3 protein-coding genes are annotated in these 13,662 nt (G+C 69.7%); all 3 read left to right on the top strand.

The features are described from left to right. Positions 1 to 72 precede the first annotated feature (72 nt). The 3 genes from AC0NH5_RS08450 (at position 73) to AC0NH5_RS08440 (ending at position 13,451) form a co-directional block, all read left to right on the top strand. Entirely contained in the window at positions 73 to 6,249 is a 6,177-nt protein-coding gene (locus AC0NH5_RS08450; RefSeq protein WP_474402372.1) for a carboxypeptidase regulatory-like domain-containing protein, read from the top strand. Positions 6,250 to 6,339: 90 nt separating this feature from the next. Continuing rightward, a complete protein-coding gene (locus AC0NH5_RS08445) occupies positions 6,340 to 13,080 on the top strand; it encodes an RHS repeat-associated core domain-containing protein (RefSeq protein WP_474401626.1) in 6,741 nt (2,246 codons plus the stop codon). Next, positions 13,077 to 13,451, top strand: coding sequence for a hypothetical protein (locus tag AC0NH5_RS08440; protein WP_474401624.1), 375 nt, complete (start codon positions 13,077 to 13,079; stop codon positions 13,449 to 13,451). Before AC0NH5_RS08445 ends, AC0NH5_RS08440 begins: the two co-directional genes overlap by 4 nt. Positions 13,452 to 13,662 lie beyond the last annotated feature (211 nt).

Here is a 13,662-nt window from a genome sequence, read left to right as displayed (position 1 = left end):
GCCGTCATGCCGTTTTACCAGCGTGTGGCGGCTGCGGTAGCCGTTGTCCTAGCCGCGTCGGGGTTGTCCACAGTGGGCGCGGCGCCACCTGCCGCGGCGGCTCCGGCTCCGGCGTGCGTGCGGGAGCAGGCCGACGTCGCCGCGGCCAAGCGGATGGCCGAGATCTGCGGGTCGCCGGTGGAGAACCTCGCCGAGCGCACGGAATACGCGCAGGTCTTCGTGAACGCGGACGGCACCAGCACCCTCGAGCAGGCGGTGGAGCCGCAGCGGGTGCGGGCCGGCAAGGGCTGGACGCCGGTCGACACGACGCTGAAGCGCACCGCGGCCGGCGTCTCACCCCGGGCCGCGGTCCTGCCGATCACCTTCTCCGGCGGCGGCGACACCCTGCTCGGCCGCCTCGGCAGCGGGTCGAAGGAGGTGTCGCTGCGCTGGCCGTCGAAGCTGCCGAAGCCGGACCTCAAGGGTGACACCGCGGTCTACCGCGACGTGCTGCCGGACGTGGACCTGCGGGTGACCGCGTCGGCGACCGGGTTCTCCGAGGTACTGGTCGTGCACAACCGCGCGGCCGCGGCCAACCCGAAGTTGCGGTCGCTGAAGTTCGGCCTGGCCGGCAAGGGCGTCAAGGTCGCGGCGACCGCGGCGGGCGGGCTGCGGGCACAGGACGAAAGCGGTGTGGAGGTGTTCTCCGCTCCCGCGCCGGTGATGTGGGATTCCACCGAGGCCGTGGAGAAGGACCTGGTCAAGCCGGACAAGTCGGCCAAGGCCGACCGGACCACCCGCTCGGTGATGCCGCTCAAGGTCTCCGCGGACGCCGTCACGGTCATCCCGGACAAGAAGCTGCTCACCGACCCCCGTACCGAATACCCGGTGTACATCGATCCCTCGGTCACCGGCTCCATCTCCGGCAACGCCTGGACCTCGGTGTGGAGCAAGTACCCGACCAAGTCGTTCTGGCAGAACACCTCCGCGCTGACCGACGGCGGCACCTTCGGCTCGGCCGGCGTCGGGCGCACCGAGGACTGCAACGGCTGCTCGGACCACATCATCCGGTCGTTCTTCCGGATGGACACCAGCAAGGTCAAGGGCAAGGTCTCCAAGGCCCAGTTCTCCATCGAGCAGCGCTGGTCCTGGACGTGCAGCCCGGCCAGCAACGCCAAGGTGTGGAAGACCGGCGGCATCTCGTCGTCGACCACCTGGAAGAACCAGCCGACCTGGAACAACTCGTACACCGCGCAGGTCAACGGCAACCGCAAGTACGGTGCGGTGCACGGCTGCAAGGGGCCGGGCAACCTCGAGTTCAACGTGACGAACATGGTCACCCCGGGGAACGCCACCGTGACTCTGGGCCTGAAGGCGATCAACGAGAGCACGCTGAACCAGTGGAAGCGGTTCAAGCACTCCACCGCCAAGCTCTCGGTGACCTACAACCAGGCCCCGGCCGCCCTGTCCAGCCGCAAGTCGGACGGCAAGGCCTGCGTCACCGGCACGAACCTGCCGTACGTGCTGTGGACCACCGACGTGAAGCTGACCGGCTATCAGCAGGACCCGGACGCGCCGTCCAGCCTGACCACCTATTTCTACTGGTGGGTCAAGGGCACCGGGCGCAGTGAGACCAACCGGGTGCAGCAGACCAACGGCAACAAGGCCACCGTCACCGGGACCGTGCCCAACGGCCGGCTGACCGACGGCGCCACCTATGCCTGGCAGGCCAAGACCTCCGACGGGTCGGCCGAGACCTGGTCCGGCACCTGTGAGTTCATCGTCGACAAGACACCGCCGCCGAACCCGGGCGCGATCACGTCGACCAGCTACCCGACGACCACCCCGAGCGGCGGCGTCGGCATCGAGGGCCTGTTCACGGTGGCCCCGCCGTCCACCCGCAAGGAGGACGTGACCGGGTACGCCTGGACCCTGAACTCGGGTGTGCAGCTGGACGCCAAGCCGCACCCGAAGGAGACCAACTTCGGCGCGAGGATCCCGGTGAAGCCGGCCAAGGACGGCATCAACACGCTGCGGGTCTGGACCAAGGACCGGGCCGGCCGGTTCTCCGCGTTGCCGGCCACCTATTCGTTCCACGTGCGGGCCGGCACCGGCCCGGCCGCGGAATGGACGTTCGACGAGGCGTCCGGGAACGCGACCGACGTCAGCGAGCACGGCAACACCGCCACCCTCGGCAGCAGCATCACCCGCGTCGCCGGGCGCGGCAACGTCGGCAGCGCCCTGTCGCTGAACGGCGTCTCCGGGTCGGCGGCCACCGCGGGGCCGCTCACCTATCCCCACCCGGACACCGGCGCGGCCACCACGGTGCGCACCGACAGCAGCTTCACCGTCGCCGCCCGGGTCAAGCTGACCTCCACCACGAGCGTCACCGGGCAGCGGGTGGCGGTCGCCGCCGGCGGCAGCCGGACCTCGGCCTACACGCTGGGGTACTCGGGCCCGGACAACCGGTGGCGGTTCACCATGGCCGGCTCGGACGTCGACAGCCCGGCGCTCCCGTCGGTGCTGTCGAACGCGGCGCCGGCCGCGAACAAGTGGACGCACCTGGCGGCCACCTACGACGCCGGCACCAAGAAGCTCACCCTGTACGTCAACGGGGTGGCGCAGACCGCGACCGCGACGCTGACCGGCGGGTTCCACGCCACCGGCCCGGTCACCATCGGCAAGCGCAAGTGGGCCGGCGCCGACGACGGCTTCCTCAACGGGCAGGTCGACGACGTCCGGGTCTACAGCTTCGTGGAGACCGCGGCCAAGATCGGTGTGCTCGCCGAGCCGCTGCAGCCGATCATCACCTTCCCGAGCGGCGACGAGCCGTCGGCCGGCGGCACGCTGTCGGTCAAGCTCGACGCGGCCGGCGACACCAACGTGACCCGGTTCAAATACAGCATCGACGGCGCCGGGCTGGGCAGCTCGATCGCCGTCGCCGCCGGTGGCTCGGTGACCATCCCGATCGCGGTCGGTGCCATCACCGGCGAACGCCCGTTCTTCGCGGCCGCCGACGACACGATCCGGGTCGGCCCGCCGACGCAGCTCACCTTCACCGTCAAGCCGGGCGGCAGCCTGTCCGGCTCGGTGGTGGACACGTCGAACTGGCAGCCCTTCGCCGGGGCCACGGTCACGCTCCAACCCGGCGGGTACACGGCGACGACCGACGCGGACGGCGCGTACAACTTCGCCGACATCCCGCGCAACACCTACACGGTCACCGCGTCGGCCAACGGACGCTGCGGCATGGCCGGCAGCCAGCCCAAGGAGGTCGACGGGCAGGGGCTCGAGCTGGAGCTGTACCTGTACCGCAAGGCCGACCAGCTGGGGCACACCTGCGCCGAGCGGTCCGCCGCGTTCGCGACCGGCACCACGGTGCTGCCGCTGACCGGCGACGACGCGATCACCGCACTGCCGCTGCCGTTCGCCTTCCCGTACTACGGCGGTAACCACCGGACCGTCTGGATCGACACCAACGGCCTGCTCTCCTTCACCGACCCGGGCCGGTCGTTCCCGTACACCGGCACCGGCGGCCTGATCGCGGCGGCCGAGCCCAACGCGGTGGTCGCCCCGTTCTGGGACGACCTGGTGGTCGACGGCAGCGCCAGCGTGCGCACCACGGCCGGGGCCCAGCAGGTGCTGGTCGAATGGCGCAACGTGCACCGCAAGGGCAACACCGCGCAGCGGCTCAGCTTCTCGGCCACGCTCGGTGCCGACGGCACGGTGACGACCAACTACAGCGGGATGGACAACGCCGCTGAGCAGGGTGACCACGCCCTGGTCGGGATCGAGGCGCCGACCGGTGACGACGGCTTCGCCTATTCGTCGGGTGACCCGGTGCTGGTCAACGGCAAGTCGATCGTCTTCAGCCGGCCGAGCGAGGCCGGCGAGCTGGAGGTGCACAACCTCACCGGCAAGCTGACCAACTCGGCCGGGGGCGCGGTGTCCGGCGCCATCGTCACGCTCGACCCGAGCGGGCTGAGCACCACGACGGCGGCCGACGGCACCTATGCGTTCTTCGGGGTGGTGGCCGACACCTACACGATCATCAGCCAGCAGGGCGCACGGTGCGGCACCCGGGCCGAGTCGCAGATCGACCTGGTCACCGACCTCACCCAGAACCTGCAGCTGGGCCCGGACTACGGGGCGATGGGATACGCGTGTGCGGTCGGCGCCAGCGGCTACACGCCGGCCACCGACCGGCTGTGGCTCTCCGGTGACGACGTGGAGGCCGACGTCTACCTGCCGTTCCACATGCAGTTCTACGGTCGCGCCGGCAACACCGCCAGCGTCTCCACCAACGGCTGGGCGGGCATCGGTGGCGGGTACCTGACGCCGATGTGGAGCGACCTGGTGGTCGACGACGCGGCGACCATGTGGACGCAGACCCGCGGCACCGCGCCGAACCGGCAGTACGTGATCGAGTGGCGCAACGTGCGTTACCTGGGCAGCGAGGACCGGAGCACGTTCCAGCTGGTGCTGCACGAGAACGGGCAGGTCGGTTACCACTACGGCGCGATGAGCACCGACGTGCAGAAGGGCAGCACCTCGAACGTCGGCATGGTGGCCATGTCGTTCCGGGTGTCGGAGTACTACTCGGAGTGGCAGCCGGCCCTCACCCCGAACAGCTCGATCATCTACACCCCGACCGGGCCGGCCGGCATCAGCGGCATCCTCACCGAGGCGGTCACCACCGCGCCGATCGCCGGGGCCACCATCACGCTCAACCCGAGCGGGCTGACGGCCACCACCGGGGCGGACGGCAGTTACCAGTTCACCAGCGTGCCGCCGGGGGCGTACCTGCTGCTGGCCTCGCAGGCCGGTGACAACCGCTGCCTCGGGCAGTACGCCACCGCCGAGCTGCACAAGACCCGGGGCGACGCGAAGGTGGACCTGTCGCTGAGCCACGACGCCGACCCGTTCTACAACTGCACGAACACGCAGAAGCCGTTCGTGGCCGGCGACACGGTGCTCAACGTCAGCGGTGACGACGAGAAGATCCAGGCCACCGCGCCGTTCCCGATCAAGCTGTACGGGGAGAGCACCACGAAGCCGTGGATCAGCACCAACGGTTTCCTGACGCTGGGGCCGGAGGGCGCCGACGACGCCGACCGCACCCCGATCCCGTCAGGCGCCGTGGACGGCACGCCCAACGCCGCCGTCTATCCCTTCTGGGGCGACTGGACGGTCGACGGCTCCGCGGCGATCGCCACCAAGACCGTCGGCAGTGCGCCGAACCGGCAGTGGATCGTGGAGTGGCGCAACGTCGCCTGGTACGGCAACGACGGCGTCCGGGTCTCGTTCGAGGTCGTCTTCGACGAGAACGGCGGGATCGCGTTCGCGTACGACGGGATGGACGACAACCCGATCGAACGCGGCGCCGAGGCCACCGTGGGCATCGAGGACCCGAGCGGCACGGTCGCCTTCCAGTACCTCTACAGCGCCGACCTGCTCTACAACGGCCTGGGCGTGCAGTTCGCGCCGAAGGCCGCCGAGACCGGCGCGATCAACGGGACGATCACCTGTGAGGGCACCCCGGTGGACGGCGCGGTGGTCAGCGTCGCCGGGCAGTCCACCCAGACCTGGTCGGACGGCGCGTACTTCCTCGGCGACGTTCCCGCCAAGACCCAGACGGTGCTGGTCACCATCGGCTCCGGGGAGTGCGCCGGATCCGCGGTGCGCACGGCGCTGGTCGGCGCCGACCCGGTGCAGGTGGACTTCGTGGAGAACGCCACCCCGCAGGGCACCGGCTTCACCATCACGGAGAGCGAGATCGCGTACCAGCCGCTCGGCGCGGGCGCCCAGCTGGGCACCGGGTGGAACACCTGGCACGACGTGACCCTGCCGTTCCCGGTGCAGCTGTACGGCCAGTCGCACACCGCGTTGCGGGTGGGCACCGAGGGCAGCATCGAGTTCGCCAACGCCTACCTCTACGCCAACCGCAGCAACTGGGAGGCGGACGCGCAGGCCGGCGTCCGGGCCGCTGTCCGGGGCACGGCGCCGAACCGGCAGTACGTGATCGAGTGGTACAACGTGCGGCACCACGGTGACCCGAACACCAGGGTCAGCTTCCAGGCGATCCTCGACGAGGCGGGCGGGTTCAGCTACGTCTATCCGTCCACCGACGCGACGTTCGTTCGCAGCGGCGGGTCGTCGACGATCGGCCTGCAGAACAAGGACGGACTGTCGATCCTGCTCTACTCCGACCGCCTCACCGTGCTGCGGCCCGGCGTCGGCCTGAGGTTCGACCCCGTCCCGACCGCCTGATCCCTCCTTGTCGCGTCCGGCGGGCCCGGTTCGTCCTGGCCCGCCGGACGCTCGGTCGCCCTTGTCCGACCTCTGCCTCCGGAGCGTTGAGTGCAATCCCTCTTCAGACGGCGTACCGCTGTGGTCGCGGCCGGCCTGGCAGTGACCCTGCTGGCCGGTCTCGGACACGCCCCCGCCGCCTCGGCCGCCGCGCCGAAGCCGTACTCCCCGCAGTCCGCCACGCCGGTGCCCGAGGTCCCGGTGCGGGCCGCGAAGATCACCCCCGAACCGCCGGCCCCTCAGCCACCGGCCGCTTCGGCATTGCCGGCGCCGGTCTGGCCGGCACCCGCCGGCAAGACGCTGGCGGTGCCGGCGGCCGCCGGAACCGATTTTCCGGTACGCGTCGAGCAGCCGGCCGCCGTAGCCCGGCAGGCGGCCCCGTCCCGGGTCTCCGCCGAGGTGCTGGACCGCGGCGCCACCGAGCGGGCCGGCGTCCGGGGCCTGCTGATGCGCCTCGGCCGCGCCGACGGGGTGCGAACCGCCGGCAGGTCCAAGGTCACCGTTGACTACAAGTCCTTCGCCACGGCCTACGGCGCCGACTGGTCCTCGCGGCTGCGCCTGGTCACGCTGCCCGCGTGCGCGCTGACCACGCCCGCCGAGCAGGACTGCGCCGCCACCCCGCTGAAGTCCGACAACGACCTGACCGCCCGGACCGTCTCGGCGGAGGTGTCCCTCACCGGCGCCTCGACGCTGGTGGCGGCCACCGCGGCGGCCTCCGGACCGGCCGGCGACTACGCGGCCAGCACCTTGAGCCCGTCGTCGACCTGGTCCGGTGGCGGCAACACCGGCGCGTTCACCTGGTCGTACCCGATGCGGGTCCCGCCCGCGCTGGGCGGCCCGGCGCCGAGCCTCGGCCTGAACTACTCCTCCCAGTCGGTGGACGGCCGCCACGCCGCCTCCAACAACCAGCCGTCCTGGGCCGGCGAGGGCTTCGAATCGTCCGGCGGCGGTTTCATCGAACGCCGCTACATCTCCTGCCAGCAGGACATGAACGGCAGCGCCAACAACGACAAGAAGACCGGTGACCTGTGCTGGGAGACCGACAACGCGACGCTGTCGCTGTCCGGGCACTCGGGTGAACTGCTCTACAACGCCACCGAGAAGCGCTGGCACCTGCGCGGCGACGACGGCACCCGGATCGAGCGCAAGACCGGTGCCACCAACGGCGACAACGACGGTGAGCACTGGGTGGTCACCACCACCGAGGGCGTGCAGTACTGGTTCGGCCTGAACCGGCTGCCCGGCTGGAGCGCCGGCAAGGCGGTCACCAACGCGGCGCTCACCGCGCCGGTGTTCGGCAACGACCCGAACGAGCCGTGCCACGCCACCGCCTTCGCCGACTCGGACTGCGCCCAGGCGTGGCGGTGGAACCTCGACTACGTCGTCGACCTGTCCGGCAACTCGATGTCGTACTGGTACGTCCAGGAGACGAACAAGTACGGCCGCAACCTCAAGGCCGACGACGCCGCCGCCTACGACCGGGAGTCGTGGCTGGACCGGATCGACTACGGCACCCGGCGCGTCGACGGCGTCGACTCGGTGCACGACACGTCCGCCCCGATGCGTGTCGACTTCGCGGTCGCGGACCGCTGCCTGGACGAGTGCGCCACCCACAACGCGACCCGCTGGCCGGACGTGCCGTGGGACGAGTCCTGCACCGGCGACGAGTGCAAGGACAAGTTCTCCCCGACGTTCTGGACCACGAAGCGGCTCGCTTCGGTCACCACCCAACTCCGCTCCGGCAGCGGCTATCGCACCATCGAACGCTGGTCGTTCACCCACACGTTCCCGGACCCGGGCGACGCCACCCGCGCGGGCCTCTGGCTCTCCAAGATCTCGCACGCCGGGCTGGTCGGCGGCACCGCGACCCTGCCGGACGTCGAGTTCACGCCGATCCAGATGCCGAACCGGGTGGACCGCACCGGCGACTTCGCCCTCGCCATGAACTGGATGCGCATCTCCCGGATCCGCACCGAGTACGGCGGGTCGATCAGCGTCGTCTACTCCTCGCAGGACTGCACCGCCGGCGGCACGAAACCCGCGCCGGCGTCGAACACCACCCGCTGTTACCCGGTGAGATGGATCCCGGACGGGTATGAGGAGCCGGTCACCGACTGGTTCAACAAGTACGTCGTCACCACCATCTACGAGAACGACAACACCGGTGGGGCGCCGCCGATGGGCAGTCCGCGGGTGGTCCACAAGTACGACTATCACGACGGTGCGGCCTGGCACTACGCGGACGACGACGGGCTGACCAAGAAGAAGTTCAAGACGTGGTCGGACTTCCGCGGCTACGGCCGCGTGGGCGTGACGGTGGGGGACGCGGGGGAGCAGACCTACACCGAGACCCGGTACTTCCGGGGCATGCACGGCGACCGGCTGAACGCCGACGGCGGCACGAAGTCGGTCGACGTGGACGGCATCGCCGACCAGGACTGGTTCGCCGGCCAGACCCGCGAGACGACCACCTTCAACGGTCCCGGCGGCGCGGTCGTCGCCCGCAGCCTGTCGACGCCGTGGGCCTCGGCGCCCACCGCGACCCGCACCCTCAACGGCGACACCGTCACCGCCCGGTTCGTCGGCGTCGGCACCACCGTCAACCACGTCACCCGTGACGGCGGCCGCGCCGACCTGGTGACCAAGACGGTCACCAGCTACGACGAGTACGGTATGGCCGTCCAGGTCGACGACCTCGGTGAGGACGGCGTCGCCGGTGACGAGCAGTGCCTCAAGACCGATTACACCCCGCGCAACACGACGGCGTGGGTGATGAACCGGATCCACCGCACCCAGTCCTATGCGGTGCAGTGCGCACAGACCAGCGGCACGCTGACCGAGGACAAGGTCCGCGGGGAGAACCGCACGCTCTACGACGGCCGCCCGTTCGAGGCGGTGCCCACCCGTGGCCTGGCCACCCAGACGCAAACCATGGCGGCCTGGAACAACGGCGCGCCGACTTTCGCGCTCGCCGGCCGCACCACCTACGACGTGCACGGCCGGGCGGTCTCGACGTCCGACGCGATGGACTCCAGGACCACGATCGCATTCACCCCGGCCACCGACGGACCGGTGACCGCGACGACGACCAAGAACCCCCTCCTGCACGAGAGCCGGACCACGATCGAGCCCGCCTGGGGAACCACGACCGGGGCCGTCGACCCGAACGGCAAGCGGGTGGACAGCGAGTTCGACCCGCTGGGCCGGCTGACCGCGGTGTGGAAGCCCGGCCGCACCAAGGGCACCGACACCGCCAGCATCAAGCACAGCTACGACATCAACGCGGGCGCGCCGTCGGTGGTCGCTTCCTCGGCGCTCAACCACAAGGGCGACTACATCACGACGTACGCCCTCTACGACGGCCTGCTGCGGCAGCGGCAGACGCAGTCGCCGTCGCCGTCCGGGGGCCGAATCATCACCGAGGCGTTCTACGACAGCGCCGGGCGCGCACGCCTGACGTTCGGCGCTTACCACACCACCGGCAACCCCGGCGGCACGCTGCTGGCCACCACGGACCGCGCGTTCGTGCCGAAGCAGACCAGGACCGTGTACGACGGGGCCGGCCGGTCCATCGCTGAGATCTTCCAGCCGTACGGCTTCGAGCGCTGGCGCAGCACGACCGCGTACACCGGCGACCGCACCGACGTCACCCCACCGGCCGGCGGCACCGCGGCTTCCACGGTTCTTGACTCACGCGGCCGCGTGGTCGAGCTGCGGCAGTATCACGGCGCGGCGGCGACGCCGCACACCGCACTCAGCTGGGACGCGACCCGGTACACATACGACCGCCGGGGCTACCAGACCAAGGTCGCCGACACACTGGGCAACGAGTGGACGTACGCCTACGACGTCCGGGGGCGCCAGGTGACGGTGGACGACCCGGACCGGGGCGAGACGAAGTACACGTACGACAACGCCAGCCGGATCCTCACCGCGACCGACGCCCGCAACAAGAAGATCGCTTACCTGTACGACGATCTCGGCCGCAAGCGCGCCGCCTACGACGACCAGGTCAACGGCGTCATGCGCGCCCAGTGGATCTACGACACGGTCGCGCTCGGACAGCTGTCGCAGTCGACCCGGTTCTACGGGTCGGCGGCCTATCAGATGCGGGTGCTGGATTACACCGACGACTATCTACCGGGTAACACGCAGATCGTCATCCCGGACAGCGAGACCGGGCTGGCCGGGACGTACAACTACAACAACACCTACAACCTCGACGGCTCGGTGAAGTCGACGAGCGTCCCGGGCACCAATGTCGATCTGCACCCCGAGACGCTCACCTACGGCTACGACGCGCTCGGTCAGCCGACCACCGTCAGCAGCCTCTACGGCAGCGTGAACCAGCCCTATGTCGTCGGAACGGACTACAACGCGCTGGGCGAGCTGGATCAGGTCGAGCTGCGCACCGGCACCGGCACCGGGGAGGGCAACCGGGTCTACACGAAGTACACCCGCGAGCTCGACACCGGCCGCCTCGTCGGCATCCGCACCGACCGGGACGTGGTCGCGCCCTACATCCAGACCGACACCACGTACCGGTACGACGCGGCCGGCAACATCACCGGCGTCGTCGATACGGCGCCCGAAGCCGATGACACGCAGTGCTTCGGGTACGACCATCTGCGCCGGCTGACCCAGGCCTGGACGCCGGGGAACGGCGACTGCACGGCAGCGCCGTCCGTACCCCGGCTGGGCGGCCCGGCGCCGTATTGGCACAGCTGGGAACTCGACCGGATCGGCAACCGGAAGAAGGAGGTCGTGCATCAGGCCTCCGGTGACAGCGTCACCGACTACACCTATCCGGCTTCCGGCTCGACCAGCGTGCGCCCGCACGCGGTCATCGGCCTGTCCGGGGCCCGGACCGGCGGGTTCACCTACGACGCTTCCGGCAACATGCTGACCAGACCTACCACCTCGGCCGGGACCCAGACGTACACCTGGGACGCCGAGGGGCACCTGGAGTCGGCCGCCGACAGCACCGGCCGGACCGGCTATCTCTACGACGCCGACGGTAACCGGCTCGTTCAGAGGGACTCGAAGGGCAGCACACTTCACCTGCCGGGTCAGGAGATCCGGCACAGCAAGGACACCGGAACCACCTCGTGCACCCGGTACTACTCCTTCGCCACCGGCACTATCGGTTCCCGTACGCATGCGGGTCTTACCTGGCTGTCGCCGGATCACCAGGGCACCGCCGCGGTCGCGATCACGGCCGCGGACCAGGCGTCGACGATCCGACGTCAGACCCCCTACGGAACGCCGCGCGGCACGGTGGCCGGCGCCTGGCCCAACAACCGCGGCTTCGTCGGCGGTGTCGTCGACGGCACGGGGCTCACCCACCTGGGCGCCCGCGAGTACGACCCGGGCATCGGCAAGTTCATATCGGTCGACCCGGTGCAGGAACTGACGAACCCGCAGCAGTGGAACGCCTACGCCTACTCCAACAACACTCCGGTCACGATGAGCGATCCGAGCGGTCTGGCCGGTGACACCGGGGACGGCTCCGGCAACGGCGTGCGCTTCAACCCCGAGACCGGCGCCATCCTCGACCCCGGTAAGTACGCCGGCCGCCCGCCCGCAGGGAAGAAGAATCACGGCAACGTCTACAACGGCGCCGGGACCACCTACTCGTTGCCCAACGGCACGACCGTCAGCACCGACCACCACGGCCGGAAAACGATCAACGGAACGGTGCCTCGCGCTGCCGGGCCGAACATCGACGCGCTCGCGGCGGGTGTCGATCGGGCGCGCGGCGACCACCCGCTGACGACCTGTTTCGAGGTCTGCGAGTACGACACCATCGACATGATCTTCAACGCCTGTGCGTGGAAGTACGTCGAGTGCAGCGAGGACTACATCTGGGACACCCAGTTCGACCGGATGTTGTCGATGTGTCTCGACGTCGGCATCTGCGGATATCGCGACGTGGGTACCGGCGCGGCCGGCTACCGTGTCAAATCGGCCCACTCCCAGATGCGGGCCAAGCACCGCAAGGACACCTGCTACAGCAGCTTCAGCGGCGACACCGAGGTGCTGCTCGCCGACGGCAGTACCAAACGATTCGCCGAGTTGAAGCCCGGCGACGAGGTGCTCGCCACCGATCCGCACATCGGGGTGCAGGGCGGGCGCAAGATCGAGGCGGTCTGGGTCCACCAGGACGAGCTTTTCGTGCTGGTGGTCGCCGGAGAGTCCGTCGTCACGACGGAGGACCACCCGTTCTGGAACGAGACGGATCGCAGCTGGCAGGACGCAAAGGATCTGGATCCCGGAGACGAGATCCGCACTCCCTCGGGGGCCGTGCGGGTCGACTTCTTCGACCACTCGGCACGCCGGCAGGCCGCGGCCTACAACCTCTCCGTCGCCGGCCTCCACACCTATTACGTTCTCGCCGGCGACATGCCGGTGTTGGTCCACAATTGCCCCGAGAGCGACAACCCGGGAAGCTCCGCCAGCGGCGACCGTCTGCGCAAGCAGCTCAGTGAACAGTCGGGCCGGCATCCTGGCATCCGTGATGCGGAAGACATCTGGGACATGCCTTCTCTCCTTCGCGGTGGCGTCACACCGGACCAGATCCGCCCGTTCTTCGCGGGCCGGAAGGGGTGGAAGGAAGAAGGCCTCGGGCGGGGGAACAGCAAGGGCGAGGGCTGGGTGATTCGCGAGTACACCGAGCGCGGAGGCCGGACCGGGCGGATGCTCAGGTGGCATCCCGGTGGCGGGCACCACGGGCCTCACCCGTACTGGCGGGTCATCGGCACCGAGGGCGACAAGGGAGGAATCATCCGGTGACGGGCGACCAGGGCCAGGAAGCATTCCAACGGTGGACCTTGACGGTGCTGGGCCTGCTCAGCGCGCCGGCCGGCGAACAGTTGGCCTACCTGCGCGAGTCGGGTGTGGGTTCGGACGAGTTGCTGCTCCAATTCGACGATCTGGTGCACGTCGCTCGCGCCCGGGCGGCTGACGCCACGCTTGAGCAGAGAGATCTGCTGCTGCTCCGAGAAGTCGAGGAGAAAGCGGACCGTCTCGACGACGGACCCGATTCCCTCTGGAACGAGGAGGCCCTCACGACGGCAGGCGAGTGGCGTGAGCTGCGCGCCGCGGCTGCCGTCGCGAGAGCCGGCCTCGAGGCTTCCTGGGGCCGGGATCCCACATCGGGATAGTCACTTCCCGCGGGGCTGTCCGATCCGAGTGATCGGACAGCCCCGCGGGGCTTTACATTGCCGATCTTCTTTATCTAAAGTTTCCGATCAACCGGCCGATATGAACACGGGGGGCCGGTGACCGGCACCTTCAGCGTGCCCTGAGCTCGGCGTTCGACCCCGTGTGCACGACACCCCGGGGATCGCCTGCTCCTTCCGGCCTACCCGGCAT

The organism is Actinoplanes sp. 13 (assembly GCF_056134165.1).
The sequence above is the reverse complement of the archived record's forward strand: the minus strand, read 5'-3'. Positions and strand labels throughout refer to the sequence as shown.